Below are 13,512 nucleotides of genomic sequence, written 5' to 3'. Positions count from 1 at the left end.
GCCTCCGCGGCGGCCGCCGGGGCCCGCCGGCGGGGTTGCGCCGGCCGCGGCCCGCCCCACGCCTGGGCCGCGTGTGCGACAAGGGTTGCCGGCCAGCGGCTGGCACTTTCCCGCACCTAAACGTACGTCCCAGCATGGTTTTTTCCGGCGGCCCCGTGTCCGGCAAGGGGGTGCACGGGCGGGGAAAGCGGAGCTAGACTGTCCGCCTTTGCGGCCCTTGGGCCGCCCTGAACGGAAGTGTCCTCCCGCATGAGTTGGCTCAGCAAGTTGATGCCGTCCGGCATCCGCACCGACAACACCCCCAGCAAGAAGCGCAGTGTCCCCGAGGGCCTGTGGGAAAAGTGCAGCAACTGCGGCAGCGCGTTGTACCGTCCGGAACTGGAAGAGAACCTGGAAGTCTGCCCCAAGTGCGGCCATCACATGGCGATCCGTGCGCGTGCGCGCCTGGCCGCCCTGTTCGATGCCGACAGCACCACCGAGATCGGTGCACGCCTGGGGCCGACCGACCTGCTCAAGTTCAAGGACCAGAAGAAGTACAGCGAGCGCATCAAGATCGCGCAGAAGAACACCGGCGAGTACGACGCGCTGATCGCCATGCGCGGCCTGCTCAAGGGCCGTGCGCTGGTGGCATCGTCCTTCGACTTCGCCTTCATGGGCGGCTCGATGGGCTCGGTGGTCGGCGAGCGGTTTGCGTTGGCCGCGGAAACCGCGGTCGAGATCGGTGCGCCCTACGTATGCTTCTCGCAGAGCGGCGGCGCCCGCATGCAGGAAGGCCTGTTCTCGCTGATGCAGATGGCCAAGACCTCGGCTGCGCTGGGCAAGCTGCGCGAAGCCGGCCTGCCATATATTTCGGTGTTGACCCACCCGACCACCGGTGGCGTGTCGGCCTCCTTCGCGATGCTGGGCGACATCAACATCGCCGAGCCGCAGGCACTGATCGGCTTCGCCGGCCCGCGCGTGATCGAGCAGACCGTGCGCGAAAAGCTGCCGGAAGGTTTCCAGCGTTCGGAGTTCCTGCTGGAGCACGGTGCCATCGACCAGATCTGCGACCGCCGCGAGATGCGCGACCGCCTGTCCGATCTGCTGGCGATGCTGGGCCGTCAGCCGGCGCCGGAGGTGGCTTGATGGGAGGCCGCAAGTACTTCGGTACTGATGGCATCCGTGGACGGGTCGGCCAGGGCGTGATCTCGGCCGACTTCGTGCTGCGCCTGGGCAACGCCCTGGGTCGTGTCCTGGTCGCCCAGCGCGGCCAGGACGGGCGCCGGCCGATCGTGGTGATCGGCAAGGACACCCGCATTTCCGGTTACATGTTCGAGGCCGCACTGGAAGCCGGCCTGGTCGCCGCCGGTGCCGACGTGCAGCTGCTGGGACCAATGCCGACCCCGGCGGTGGCGTTCCTGACCCGCACGCTGGGCGTGGATGCCGGCATCGTCATCAGCGCTTCGCACAACCCGCATTACGACAACGGCATCAAGTTCTTCTCCGCCCAGGGCGAGAAGCTCGACGATGCCACCGAGCTGGCCCTGGAAGCGGCGTTGGACATTCCGTTCACCACCGCTGAATCGGAGAAGCTGGGCAAGGCATCGCGCGCGCGCGAAGCGGTCGGCCGCTACATCGAGTTCTGCAAGGCCAGCGTGCCGCGCGCGTTCGACCTGCGTGGCGTGCGCCTGGTACTGGATTGCGCGCACGGCGCCACCTACCAGATCGCACCGCTGCTGTTCCGCGAACTGGGGGCGGAGGTGATCGGCATTGGTGCCGAGCCCAACGGCGTCAACATCAACGCCGGCGTGGGCTCCACCCATATCGACAACCTGGCGGCCAAGGTCCGCGAGACCCGTGCCGATCTCGGCATCGCCTTCGATGGCGATGGCGACCGCGTGCTGATGGCCGACGACCAGGGCAACCCGGTCGACGGCGATGACCTGCTGTACATCCTGGCCCGCGCCTGGAAGGACGAAGGCCGCCTGCGTGGCCCGGTGGTCGGCACGCTGATGAGCAACTACGGCGTTGAGAAGGCATTTGCCGACCTGCAGATCCCGTTCCTGCGCAGCAATGTCGGTGATCGCTACGTGCACCAGGCGCTGGTGGAAGGCGGTGGCGTGCTCGGCGGTGAAGCCTCCGGCCACCTGCTGTGCCTGGATCGGGCCACCACCGGTGACGGTATCGTCAGTGCGCTACAGGTGCTGGTGGCGCTGCGCAACAGCGGGCAGACCCTGCGCCAGGCACTGAAGGGGCTGGTGCGGGTGCCGCAGAAGACCGTGAACGTGCGGCTGGGCAATGTCTCGGCCAAGGCCACGGTGCAGGCCGACAGCGTGCAGGCCGCGCTGGCCGTCGCACAGCAATCGGTGGCTGGCCGTGGTCGTGCATTCCTGCGCCCGTCCGGTACCGAGCCGGTGGTGCGGGTCACGGTGGAAGCCGATGATGCCGCGCTGATGCAGCAGACGCTGGACCGCCTCTCCGCGGCGGTACGTGAAGCCGCCAGTTGAGGCGCCTGCCCCTTCAACGAAAACGCCCCGGAATGCCGGGGCGTTTTCGTTGAAGGGGCAGGGCGGTGGGCTGCTTATGGCCCCGGCACCATCTTCTTCTGGCGTGCCTTGAAACCATTGAACAGCGGTGCGATCAGCGGGTTGTAGCTCTGCGCGATGCGCTTGCGCAGCCAGCTCGCCGGACGGTTGCGGATCGCGAAGCGGTAGATGCGTTCCGGATCGCCGCCTACCACGTTGCGGCCGAACGGGTGGGTGGTGTGCAGGTAGCGGAACCCCTGCTCGCGTGCCACCTCGATGTGGTCCTGGTCAAAATCGCCGTAAGGCCAGCACAGCGTATCGGACACCTCGCCGAGCTTGTCCTGCAGGACGCTGCGCGACACTGCCAGGTCATGGCTCAGGCCGGCACGGCGCTGCGCGCGGTCCAGATCGTCGCGGCGCAGCCAGCGGGTGTGGGTATGGGTGTGGCAATGCACTTCGAAGGTGCCGGCGGCGATGGCCGCGCGCGCTTCGCTCCAGCGCATCATCACGTCGTCGCTGCGGTTCTGCTCATAGATCGCTGCTTCGCAGCTGCGGTGGTCCGGCGTGGCAGGCAACATTGCCCCGGCAAGCCCCGCATGGGGCCGCTCCGGGCCTTCCCCCATCCAGCCGGTGACCACGAACACCACGGCGTGCATGCCGTACTTCTGCAGGACCGGGTGCGCATACACCCAGTTGTCCAGGTAGCCATCGTCGAAGGTGATCACGATCGACTTGCGCGGCACCGGCTTGCCGGCCAGGAAACCGGCGTACTGGTCCAGTGTCAGCGAGGTCCAGCCGTTGCCGGCCAGCCATGCGATCTGGCTTTCGAAATTCTCCGGCGACACGGTGATCATGCCCGGCGACGGACTGACGTGGTGGTGCATCAGCACCGGTACGGTTCGGGCATCAGCCATGTCCCAGCTCCTTCAGCCACTGGTGGTAATAGTGTTCGGTGGTTTCACCGTGGCCGTCGGGGGTGAATCGGCGCGCGCTGCGCATCCAGTCCCACCCAGCGCGGCCCATCTGCCGCCGCCGTTCCGGATCGTCCACCAGCAGGCGCAGGGCGCCTGTCAGGGCCGCATTGTCGCCCAGCCGGGTGAGGATCGCATTGCTGCCATCGACCACCATCTCCGGCACGCCACCCACGCGCGTGGCCACGATCGGCACCCCGACATAGGCGGCCTCCAGGAAGACGGTACCGGCAGCCTCCTTGTGCGAGGCCAGGGCGAAGATGTCCAAACCGGCCATCAGCCGGCACGCGCCATCACGATAGCCGAGCAGATGCACCTGTTGCTGCAGGCCATGCTCATCGCGCAGCGCCTGCAGCCGATCCATGACCGGTTGGCCATCGCCGATCACCACCAGATGCAGGTTCGGATGGGTCTTGCACAGCGGTACCATCGCCTGCAGCAGGTCGGCATGGCCCTTGGGTTCGCGCAATACCGCCACGCAGCCGACTACGATGTCCTGTTCGCCGAAGCCGAGCTCGGCGCGTACCTCCGTGCGTACCTCCTGCAGGCACTGCCAGGGATCGGCCTTGCGGATTTCGCTCCAGCGCGGGGGGACTGCGATCGGCGGCACGATACCGATGTGCTCGGCCGGAATGCCGCGCTCGGCCAGCAACTGCTTGACGAAGCCGCTGACGGTCAGCACCCGGTGCGGCAGTCCGGTATAGGTCAGCAGCGAGTTGACCGGGCTCATCAGGTGACGCGAGCGCACCACCAGCGGCGTGCCGCCCAGGCGTGCGCCGGCGGCGGCAATCAGCGCATCACGGCGGCTGGTGGTGTTGACCACGTCATAGCGCTCGCGGCGCACCAGGCGCGAAACCGACCAGATGCCGCGCAGCAGGCGCAGCAGGCCGCCCATGCGCAGGGTATGCACGGTGAAACCATCATCGCGTGCCAGCTGGGCCAGTCGCGCCTCGGGCTGGCACAGCAGCGCCACCTCGTGGCCACGCGCACGCATCACCTGCATGTGCCGGAAGATGTAGATCTCCTGCCCGCCCATTCCCTTGGCGGCTTCGGTATGCAGGATGCGCAGCGGACGGTTCATGCAGGATCGGTCCTTGAAGTTCAGCGGTTGCGGAAGCGGGTCAGCGCTTCCCATGCGGAGCGGATGGCGGCGGCGTCCGGCGCCTGCTGCGGCAGCGGACGGTAGTGCCGGTCGAGCGCGGTGGCGTTGCCGAACTTGTCGAACACGTAGATGGCATCGCCATGGCGTATCGCGCGCTGCGACCAGCTCTCCACCACCAGCGCACGTTCGCTGGTGGTGGGCGCGGCCAGCAGGTCCTGGCCAGTACTGAAGTCGCTCAGTGCGTTCTCGCAGCCCAGTGCGTGGCGCATCAACGTCGGCACCCAGTCCTCATGCGAACTGGTGCGCATCTCATGGCCGCTGGCCTGGCCTGGCCAGTGCAGCACGAACGGCACCTGCAGCTGGTAGTCGGAGAAGTTGCCGTTGTGGCCCCAGTAGTTCAGCTTGAGGTCGTTGAACTCTTCGGCATGGTCACCGGTGACCAGCACGATGGTGTTCTCGGCCAGGCCTTGTGCGCGAAGGTCGTCCAGCAGCGAGCCGACCAGGCTGTCGGCGTAGTGCACGGCGGTGCGGTAGCGGTTGAGCTCCGGCGTCGGGTCGTGGTCCGGGCCGAAGGACAGGAAGTCGATCTCCTTGGCCATCGGCGTGGCCACCGGCGGGTAGCTGGCGGGCAGGTGGTAGCCGGCGTGGGTGGAGTCGAGGAACACGAAGCCGAACCACGGGTGCTGCGCGGCCTGGCTGGTGCGGATGTCGTTCTGCAGCGCGGTGACGATGGCTGCGTCACGCTTGTCGGGTGTCAGGGCGGAGGGGCCCTGGTGCAGCTGGTCGCGTACGTCGGCGAAGGCGGTGCGGTCGAACTCCGGGCTGTACAGCGGCGCGCTGCCGTACAGGTGCAGGTCGTAGCCCTGCTGGCCCAGCACCTGGAACAGCTGCGAGCCGCGCTGTTCGTCCAGCATGCTCTGCCAGTAGCCGCCGGGCAGGCCGTAGAGCAGGCCGAACAGGCCGTAGCGGGTGGCGTTGCCGGTGCTGAAATGCTGGTCGTACACGCGCGAAGCCTGTGCCAGTGCCGTCGTATTGGGCATCAGCTGCGGCGTCATGGCGTCCTGGCGCAGCGACTCCAGCACCACCATCAGCACATTCGGCCGATGTGGGTTCTGGCAGCGCAGGGGCTGCAGCGGATACAGCAGCTGCGCATGGCGCGGGTCAGGCAGGCCAGCCTGCTGTTCGCTGACAACGCCCAGTTTGCGCATGAAGCTCTTGGCGGTGATCGGCTGCGCCCAGGGCAGGTAGTTCCACTGCGCGATGACGTCGCGGTCGCCGCGGGCATCGTAGTAGGCGGTGGCGACCTGGCCCCCCCCCATCAGCAGAGCGACCACCGCCCAGGCCTGCAGGACCCGGCGGCGGCGGGGCAGGGCGGGCAACAGCTTCCAGCATGCCCAGGCCAGCAGGCCTTCGGCGGCGAAGATGGCGGCGACCAGCAGTCCGGCCTGCAGCCAGGTTTTCCAGGACAACGCGACCTGGTCCTGCAGCGCGCCGCCGAACACCATGTTCACCACCATGGCATTGAGGTGGAACCGATACAGAGTGAAAACCTTCGCATCAACCAGCAGCAGGCACAGCCACAGGCCCTGCAGCAGCACGGCGCTGATGCTCAGCGTGCGCGTGCTGCGCTGCCACAGGCCCAGCAGCAGCGGCAGCAGGCCTGCGAGGGCACCGAAGGCGAGCAGATGCCCCGGCAGAGCGACGGACAGGTAAACCAGGCCGATTGCGCCACCGGGGTTGTCGGCCAGCGGTACGTTGCCGAGCGTGATCGCCATCGCCAGCAGCGCGTTGCCGGCCACGAACAGCGACCACCAGGCCAATCGGCGCCAGTGACGTGCCGGGCCGGAGGGCAGGGAGGTGTTGGCAGAAGGAGCAGCAGGGCGCATGAAGGACGGAGGCGGCAGGTGGAGCAGGGGCGGGAGTCCCGGTTGTGACGGAATCGTTAATCCGCGCGCGGGTTGCGCATTGTATCGGTTTGTTTCTTCGTATCGAGTGGCGTCCCCCGGGCGATCTGTCACAATGTTCAGGTGGGCCATGAATGCGCTGGCCCTTCCAGACCCAACGACAAGCCAGGAACCGCTGTGAGCCAGATCCCCACCCTCGACATCACCCGTTTCGACAGCGACCGCGAGGCCTTCGTGGCCGAGCTGGGCGCGGCCTACCGCCAATGGGGATTCGCGGGCATCCGCAACCACGGCATCCCGCAGGCCGACATCGACGCGGCCTACGATGCCTTCAAGGCCTTCTTCGCCCTGCCGGAGGAGGTCAAGCGCAAGTACCACGTGGCCGGCAGTGGCGGCGCCCGCGGCTACACCCCGTTCGGCGTGGAGACCGCCAAGGGCTCCAAGCATTTCGACCTGAAGGAGTTCTGGCACATCGGTCGCGAGATCGCCGACGACTCCAAGTACCGCGACGTGATGGCGCCGAACCTGTGGCCGACCGAGGTCGAGGGCTTCCGCGAGCGCGGTTACGGCCTGTACCAGGCGCTGGACAACCTGGGTTCGCGCGTACTGTCGGCGCTGGCCCTGCACATCGGCCTGCCGGAAGACTTCTTCGCCGACAAGACCAACTTCGGTAACTCGATCCTGCGCCCGATCCACTACCCGCCGATCACCACCGACGACATCCCGAACGTGCGCGCCGGCGCGCATGGCGACATCAACTTCATCACCCTGCTGGTCGGCGCCAGCGCCGCGGGCCTGGAAGTGCAGTCGCACGAGGGCGAGTGGGTGCCGTTCACCTCGGACGCGGACACCATCGTGGTCAACATCGGCGACATGCTGCAGCGCCTGACCAACCACGTGTACCCGTCGACCATCCACCGCGTGGTCAACCCCCCGGGTGAGCTGGCGCGCCAGCCGCGCTACTCGGTGCCGTTCTTCCTGCATCCGAACCCGGACTATCTGATCGACGTGCTGCCGTCCTGCATCACCCCGGAGAACCCGAGCCGGTACCCGGAGGCGATCACCGCCCATGGCTTCCTCGAGGAACGCCTGCGCGAGATCAAGCTGAAGTAATGAGAAGTGAGGCCGCCGAAAGGCGGCCTTTTTCTTTAGCAGGGCTGCGCCCCGCACCCGCAGAGGCCAAAGCCAAAGCCAAAGCCAAAGCCAAAGCCAAAGCGGCACTGGGATGTTCCGTGGGGAGGCGGGGAGGTGGGGGGGGGGGGGGGGGGCCGGGGCGCGGGCGGGGGGGGGGGGGGCGCCCCGCCCCCGCCCCCCCCCCCCCCCCCCCCCCCCCCACCTCCCCGCCTTCGACAGTTTCCCGGTGACGGTGGGTAAATCGCGATTTCCGGTAGGTGTCGACCTTGGTCGACACGGTAGATCCACGCCATGGGTGCGGGCAGCTATCCGCACTGCCGCTTTTGCTTTTGATCTTCTTATTTCTTTCCGTGGCGGGCGGAACCGCCGGAATGTGTCAGAGGCCGGGCGGGTGGGGCTGCGCAGGGGCGTGAGCCGCATGGGCCCGAGGCATGCCTCGGGCGCGTTGGGCAGGACGCCCCACCCGGGTCTTGCTCGTGTGTGCAGGACCGCGCCCACGAGCAAGCGGCGACCGAGCTTACAGGGGTGAGGGCGCTTTGGTTGCGAAGCACTGCTTCGCAAGCGCCAGAACGCACAGCCGCCAGCGGCTGGGCCGGGCCCCGGAGGGGGACTTGCAGCGCCCCCTGCGCAGTCCCACCCGCCCGGCCAAGCCCCAAATCCAACCGGGTTCTCCGCGACCAACCCAACCCCACCCCCGCCACGAGGGGCTGCGCCGTTGGCTGAAAATCCATGTAACCGCTTACACGGAAACGGATTTTTGCCGTAACGGGTATCATGCCCGGCTGACTTCACACAGGAGCCACCCGCTCATGCGCCGCAAGATCGTCGCTGGAAACTGGAAGCTGCATGGCAGCCGTCAATTCGCCAATGAACTGCTGGGGCAGGTCGCCGCCGGGCTGCCGCTGGAGGGGGTGGACGTGGTGATCCTGCCGCCGCTGCCCTACCTCGGGGAGCTGGTCGAGGACTTCGGCGAGACCGGCCTGGCCTTTGGCGCGCAGGACGTGAGCAGCAACGAGAAGGGCGCCTACACCGGCGAGGTCTGCGCGGCCATGCTGGTCGAGGTCGGCGCCCGCTATGGCCTGGTCGGCCATTCCGAGCGCCGCCAGTACCACCACGAAAGTAGCGAGCTGGTCGCGCGCAAGTTCGCCGCCGCCCAGCACGCCGGCCTGGTGCCGGTGCTGTGCGTGGGCGAGACCCTGGAGCAGCGCGAGGCCGGGCAGACCGAAGTGGTCATCGCCGGCCAGCTGGCGCCGGTGCTGGAGCTGGTCGGCGCGGCCGGTTTCGCCAAGGCCGTGGTCGCCTACGAGCCGGTCTGGGCCATCGGTACCGGCCGTACCGCCACCAAGGAGCAGGCGCAGCAGGTGCACGCGTTCATCCGTGGCGAAGTCGCGCGTATCGATGCTAGAATCGCTGATTCACTGCCCATTGTTTACGGCGGTAGCGTGAAGCCCGACAATGCCGGGGAACTGTTCGCGCAGCCGGATGTCGATGGTGGGCTGGTCGGCGGCGCCTCCCTGGTGGCCGCGGACTTCCTGGCCATCGCACGGGCGGCGGCCGCGAACTAATCCTAGAAGTTTTGTCCGAGGGCGGTTTCCAATGCTGATGTTGATCCTCAATGTCGTCTACGTGCTGGTCGCTGTGGCCATGATCGCGCTGATCCTGATGCAGCGTGGCTCGGGTGCGGCGGCAGGTTCGGGCTTTGGTGCCGGTGCCTCGGGTACGGTGTTCGGTGCGCGCGGCGCCTCGAACTTCCTGTCCAAGTCGACCAAGTGGCTGGCTGTCGTGTTCTTCGGCATCAGCCTCTTCATGGCCTGGTATGCCGGTCATGGCAGCCGCCCGGCGGCCGACCAGGATCTGGGCCTGATGTCCGCACCGGCGGCAGTCGCTCCGGCGGCTCCGGCGGGCGAACTGCCGGCCGTTCCGAAGGCTGATGCGGTCCCGGCCGCCCCGGTTCCGGCCGCGAATGTGCCGGCTCAGGCGGAATCTTCGGTTTCTGGTGAAGAAAAGCCTTCGGAAGGCTCCCAGAAAGACTGAAGCCGGTTACAATACGCGGCGCATCGGGAAGATAGTCTGATGTGATCGTTTGCCCAGGTGGCGGAATTGGTAGACGCACTACCTTGAGGTGGTAGCGACGCAAGTCGTAGGGGTTCGAGTCCCCTCTTGGGCACCATTTGTAAGTAAAGCGGGTTCGTCTGGCGCGCAAGGCGCCAGGCAGATTCCCGTCCACTCCCCCATGCCAAAGCGCCTGCAGGCGCGGCGGCAGAGGCAAGAGAGAATCGCTGTGCTGGCCGAATATTTGCCGTCTCTGCTGTTTCTGATCGTTGCCACCGGTATCGGCATTACGCTGATGCTGGTTGGTCGATTCCTCGGTCCCCGCCGCCCCGATCTGGAAAAGCTGTCGCCGTACGAGTGCGGCTTCGAGGCCTTCGAAGACGCGCGCATGAAGTTCGACGTGCGCTATTACCTGATCGCGATCCAGTTCATCGTCTTCGACCTGGAAATCATCTTCATCGTGCCGTGGACCCAGGTCTTCATGGAGCTGGGTGCCCGTTCGCTCATCACCATGGGCCTGTTCGTCGGCATGCTGTTCCTCGGTTTCATTTACGTCTGGAAGAAGGGAGCGCTGGAATGGGAGTGATTCAGACTCTCGATGGCCTCATGAACAACCCCACGCCGGAAGGCCGGGTTGATGACATCCTGCGGCCGGAAGGCGACAACCCGCTGCTGGAAAAGGGCTTCGTCACCACCAGCGTCGATGCACTGCTGAACTGGGCGCGCACCGGCTCGATGTGGCCGATGACCTTCGGTCTGGCCTGCTGCGCGGTCGAGATGATGCATGCCGGCGCCGCGCGTCTGGACCTTGACCGCTACGGCGTGGTGTTCCGCCCGTCGCCGCGTCAGTCCGACGTGATGATCGTGGCCGGTACCCTGGTCAACAAGATGGCCCCGGCGCTGCGCAAGGTCTACGACCAGATGCCGGACCCGAAGTGGGTCATCTCGATGGGTAGCTGCGCCAATGGTGGCGGCTATTACCACTACTCCTATTCTGTGGTGCGCGGCTGTGATCGCGTGGTGCCGGTGGACGTCTACGTCCCGGGCTGCCCGCCGACCGCCGAGGCGCTGGTGTACGGGATCCTGCAGCTGCAGAAGAAGATCTGGCGTACACAGACCATCGCCCGCTGACCCCTTCACCTGACAAGAGCGCGCCAAGCCCCCATGGCAGAGCAAGCATCCTTCATCGACCGACTCTCCGCACGTTTCGCAGGTGCGAAGGTCATCGTGGTCGAACCCCGCGGCGAAGTGACGCTGGAAGTGCCTGCCGCCGAGTGGCACGCCACCGCCCTGGCGCTGCGTGACGAGTTTGGTTTCGAGCAGGCCGTGGATCTCTGCGGCGTCGACTACCTCGGTTATGGCTCCGACGAATGGGACACCGCCGACGTGTCCTCGCAGGGCTTCAGTCGTGGCGTCGAAGGCAAGGCCCAGGGCCGTTTCGCGTGGGGCGAGTTCCCCACCGAGGAAAACGGCGCCGACGGTGCCCGCCCGCAGCACATGCCGACCCAGCGTTTCGCCGTGGTCGCCCAGCTGCGTTCGTACCAGCACAACCTGATGATGCACCTGCGCTGCTTCGCCCCTGACGAAGCGCTGCCGGTGGTGTCCTCGCTGACCGGCATCTGGCCGGGCCTGAACTGGTTCGAGCGCGAAGCGTTCGACCTGTACGGCGTGATCTTCGAAGGCCACCCGGACCTGCGCCGGATCCTGACCGACTACGGTTTCGTCGGTCATCCGTTCCGCAAGGACTTCCCGCTGATCGGCAATGTCGAAGTCCGCTACGACGAAGAAAAGAAGCGCGTGATCTACGAACCGGTCACCTCGGTGGAGCCGCGTGTCGGCGTGCCGCGCGTGATCCGCGACGACGCCCGTCTGCAGACCGCAGAAGGTGAGCGCGCGCAGGAGGCAGTGAAGTGAGCCACGTACACCAGGCCGGCGAAGCATTCGCCAGCAACGCCGCCGAGAGCCGGCAGGAAATCCGCAACTACACCATGAACTTCGGCCCGCAGCATCCGGCCGCTCACGGTGTGCTGCGCCTGATCCTGGAAATGGACGGCGAAACCATCATGCGCGCCGACCCGCACGTGGGTCTGCTGCACCGTGGTACCGAAAAGCTGGCCGAGTCCAAGCCGTTCAACCAGTCGATCGGCTACATGGATCGCCTGGATTACGTGTCGATGATGTGCAACGAGCACGCCTACGTGCGCGCGATCGAGACCCTGATGGGCATCGAAGCGCCGGAGCGTGCGCAGTACATCCGCACCATGTACGACGAAATCACCCGCATCCTCAACCACCTGATGTGGCTGGGCTCCAACGCGCTCGACCTGGGTGCGATGGCGGTGATGCTGTATGCCTTCCGCGAGCGCGAAGAGCTGATGGACTGCTATGAAGCGGTCTCCGGCGCGCGCATGCACGCGGCGTACTACCGTCCGGGCGGTGTCTACCGCGACCTGCCGGACCACATGCCGAAGTACAAGGAATCGCGCTGGCACAAGGGCAAGGCGCTGAAGCAGCTCAATGCTTCGCGCGAAGGCTCGCTGCTGGACTTCCTGGAGAACTTCACCGTCGAGTTCCCCAAGCGCATCGACGAATACGAAACCCTGCTGACCGACAACCGTATCTGGAAGCAGCGTACCGTCGGCATCGGCGTGGTCACTCCGGAGCTGGCCCACCAGTGGGGCATGACCGGCGTGATGCTGCGTGGCTCGGGCATTGCCTGGGACCTGCGCAAGAAGCGCCCGTACGCCAAGTACGATGCCGTCGATTTCGACATCCCGCTGGGCAAGGAAGGCGACTGCTACGACCGCTACCTGGTCCGCGTTGCCGAAATGCGCGAGTCCAACCGCATCATCAAGCAGTGCGTGGCATGGCTGAAAGCCAACCCCGGCCCGGTGATGGTGAAGAACTTCAAGGTTGCTCCGCCCAGGCGCGAGGACATGAAGGACGACATGGAAGCGCTGATCCACCACTTCAAGCTGTTCAGCGAGGGCTACTGCGTGCCGGCCGGCGAGACCTACTCGGCGGTGGAAGCCCCGAAGGGCGAATTCGGCTGCTACCTGGTCTCCGATGGCGCCAACAAGCCGTTCCGCGTGCACCTGCGTGCGCCGGGCTTCGCCCACCTGTCCTCGATCGATTCGGTCGTGCGCGGCCACATGCTGGCCGACGTGGTGGCGATGATCGGTACCTACGACCTGGTGTTCGGCGAGGTTGACCGGTAATGCCATCCGCCACGCCAACGCCCGCTGCAGGCAGCCGGCGCAAGCCGGCGCCGCAGTTTCTGGAATTTCACGTTATGCATTTCGCTGAGGTCGGCCGATGAAGGCGACAGGTAATTTCGAGGCGGCGCGCGACGTCGACCCGATGGTGGTGCTGAGCGACAAGACCCGCGCTCACATCGATCACTGGCTGTCCAAGTTCCCGCCGGACCGCAAGCGCTCTGCCGTGCTGCAGGGCCTGCATGCGGCCCAGGAGCAGAACGAGGGCTGGCTGACCGACGAACTGATCGCCGGCGTGGCCAAGTACCTCGACCTGCCGCCGGTGTGGGCCTACGAGGTCGCCAGCTTCTACTCGATGTTCGAGACCGAGAAGGTGGGCCGCAACAACGTGGCCATCTGCACCAACATCAGCTGCTGGCTCAATGGCGCCGAGGACATCGTCCGCCATTGCGAGAAGAAGCTGGGCATCAAGCACGGTGAATCGACCCCGGACGGCCGCGTCTACCTCAAGCGCGAGGAAGAGTGCCTGGCCGGTTGTGGCGGCGCGCCGATGATGGTCATCAACGGTCACTACCATGAGCGTCTGACCCTGGAAAAGGTCGACGAGCTGCTGGACGGGCTGGAGTAAGG

The 13,512-nt window shown here is 66.4% G+C and carries 13 protein-coding genes and 1 tRNA gene; 11 read left to right on the top strand and 3 right to left on the bottom strand.

Annotated elements, in window-relative coordinates; translation table 11 throughout:
- Window positions 1-249: 249 nt before the first annotated feature.
- Entirely contained in the window at window positions 250-1,125 is an 876-nt protein-coding gene (gene accD / locus V3B25_RS10530) for an acetyl-CoA carboxylase, carboxyltransferase subunit beta (protein WP_005410473.1), read from the top strand.
- Window positions 1,125-2,486, top strand: coding sequence for a phosphoglucosamine mutase (gene glmM, locus V3B25_RS10525; protein WP_329810635.1), 1,362 nt, complete (start codon window positions 1,125-1,127; stop codon window positions 2,484-2,486). Before accD ends, glmM begins: the two co-directional genes overlap by 1 nt.
- 74 nt (window positions 2,487-2,560) lie before the next feature.
- Here the strand turns inward: glmM and V3B25_RS10520 are convergent, their stop codons facing one another.
- From V3B25_RS10520 to V3B25_RS10510, 3 genes are read right to left on the bottom strand one after another with little or no spacing between them, the layout of a single operon-like run.
- Window positions 2,561-3,418 carry a polysaccharide deacetylase family protein gene (locus tag V3B25_RS10520; RefSeq protein WP_262082787.1) on the bottom strand — a complete coding sequence of 286 codons (858 nt, stop codon included), beginning with the start codon at window positions 3,416-3,418 and terminating at the stop codon, window positions 2,561-2,563.
- The gene (locus tag V3B25_RS10515) at window positions 3,411-4,556 is read right to left on the bottom strand and encodes a glycosyltransferase family 4 protein (RefSeq protein ID WP_100473474.1); all 1,146 of its coding nucleotides are present in this window, start codon (window positions 4,554-4,556) and stop codon (window positions 3,411-3,413) included. Before V3B25_RS10515 ends, V3B25_RS10520 begins: the two co-directional genes overlap by 8 nt.
- Window positions 4,557-4,576: 20 nt before the next feature.
- Window positions 4,577-6,463 (bottom strand): DUF3413 domain-containing protein, encoded by a 1,887-nt coding sequence (locus V3B25_RS10510; protein ID WP_329810634.1) that lies wholly within the window; start codon window positions 6,461-6,463, stop codon window positions 4,577-4,579.
- 195 nt (window positions 6,464-6,658) lie between these two features.
- Between V3B25_RS10510 and V3B25_RS10505 the strand changes: the two genes are divergently transcribed.
- From V3B25_RS10505 to nuoE, 9 genes are all read left to right on the top strand, one after another.
- Complete coding sequence (locus V3B25_RS10505; RefSeq protein ID WP_032128257.1) at window positions 6,659-7,594, top strand: 2-oxoglutarate and iron-dependent oxygenase domain-containing protein; 936 nt, start codon at window positions 6,659-6,661, stop codon at window positions 7,592-7,594.
- Window positions 7,595-8,424: 830 nt separating this feature from the next.
- Window positions 8,425-9,180 (top strand): triose-phosphate isomerase, encoded by a 756-nt coding sequence (gene tpiA, locus V3B25_RS10500; RefSeq protein ID WP_154264088.1) that lies wholly within the window; start codon window positions 8,425-8,427, stop codon window positions 9,178-9,180.
- A gap of 31 nt (window positions 9,181-9,211) precedes the next feature.
- Window positions 9,212-9,649, top strand: a complete 438-nt coding sequence (gene secG, locus V3B25_RS10495) for a preprotein translocase subunit SecG (protein ID WP_010486424.1) — start codon at window positions 9,212-9,214, stop codon at window positions 9,647-9,649.
- A 51-nt stretch (window positions 9,650-9,700) separates the two neighbouring features.
- Window positions 9,701-9,785 (top strand) — tRNA-Leu (locus V3B25_RS10490).
- 111 nt (window positions 9,786-9,896) lie between these two features.
- Window positions 9,897-10,253 (top strand): NADH-quinone oxidoreductase subunit A, encoded by a 357-nt coding sequence (locus V3B25_RS10485; RefSeq protein WP_008265012.1) that lies wholly within the window; start codon window positions 9,897-9,899, stop codon window positions 10,251-10,253.
- Window positions 10,244-10,798, top strand: coding sequence for an NADH-quinone oxidoreductase subunit B (locus tag V3B25_RS10480; protein ID WP_005410463.1), 555 nt, complete (start codon window positions 10,244-10,246; stop codon window positions 10,796-10,798). The genes V3B25_RS10485 and V3B25_RS10480 overlap by 10 nt, the downstream gene beginning before the upstream one ends.
- 33 nt (window positions 10,799-10,831) lie before the next feature.
- Window positions 10,832-11,581, top strand: a complete 750-nt coding sequence (locus tag V3B25_RS10475; protein WP_005410462.1) for an NADH-quinone oxidoreductase subunit C — start codon at window positions 10,832-10,834, stop codon at window positions 11,579-11,581.
- Window positions 11,578-12,885: an NADH-quinone oxidoreductase subunit D gene (locus V3B25_RS10470; RefSeq protein WP_005417935.1), complete on the top strand. Its 1,308-nt coding sequence runs from the start codon at window positions 11,578-11,580 to the stop codon at window positions 12,883-12,885. Before V3B25_RS10475 ends, V3B25_RS10470 begins: the two co-directional genes overlap by 4 nt.
- Before the next feature lie 97 nt (window positions 12,886-12,982).
- A complete protein-coding gene (gene nuoE, locus V3B25_RS10465) occupies window positions 12,983-13,510 on the top strand; it encodes an NADH-quinone oxidoreductase subunit NuoE (protein ID WP_006381132.1) in 528 nt (175 codons plus the stop codon).
- Window positions 13,511-13,512: the final 2 nt, after the last annotated feature.

It is taken from the genome of Stenotrophomonas sp. SMYL8 (genome assembly GCF_036320065.1).
In the GTDB taxonomy this organism is placed as follows: Bacteria; Pseudomonadota; Gammaproteobacteria; order Xanthomonadales; family Xanthomonadaceae; genus Stenotrophomonas; species Stenotrophomonas maltophilia_A.
The sequence above is the reverse complement of the archived record's forward strand: the minus strand, read 5'-3'. Positions and strand labels throughout refer to the sequence as shown.

Excerpts from the sequence above, each read along its gene's own strand:
- V3B25_RS10480 (WP_005410463.1), top strand. The coding sequence starts at position 10,244 with ATGGGAGTGATTCAGACTCTCGATGGCCTCATGAACAACCCCACGCCG.
- secG (WP_010486424.1), top strand. The coding sequence starts at position 9,212 with ATGCTGATGTTGATCCTCAATGTCGTCTACGTGCTGGTCGCTGTGGCC.
- V3B25_RS10520 (WP_262082787.1), bottom strand. The coding sequence starts at position 3,418 with ATGGCTGATGCCCGAACCGTACCGGTGCTGATGCACCACCACGTCAGT.
- tpiA (WP_154264088.1), top strand. The coding sequence starts at position 8,425 with ATGCGCCGCAAGATCGTCGCTGGAAACTGGAAGCTGCATGGCAGCCGT.
- glmM (WP_329810635.1), top strand. The coding sequence starts at position 1,125 with ATGGGAGGCCGCAAGTACTTCGGTACTGATGGCATCCGTGGACGGGTC.
- nuoE (WP_006381132.1), top strand. The coding sequence starts at position 12,983 with ATGAAGGCGACAGGTAATTTCGAGGCGGCGCGCGACGTCGACCCGATG.
- V3B25_RS10515 (WP_100473474.1), bottom strand. The coding sequence starts at position 4,556 with ATGAACCGTCCGCTGCGCATCCTGCATACCGAAGCCGCCAAGGGAATG.
- accD (WP_005410473.1), top strand. The coding sequence starts at position 250 with ATGAGTTGGCTCAGCAAGTTGATGCCGTCCGGCATCCGCACCGACAAC.
- V3B25_RS10510 (WP_329810634.1), bottom strand. The coding sequence starts at position 6,463 with ATGCGCCCTGCTGCTCCTTCTGCCAACACCTCCCTGCCCTCCGGCCCG.
- V3B25_RS10475 (WP_005410462.1), top strand. The coding sequence starts at position 10,832 with ATGGCAGAGCAAGCATCCTTCATCGACCGACTCTCCGCACGTTTCGCA.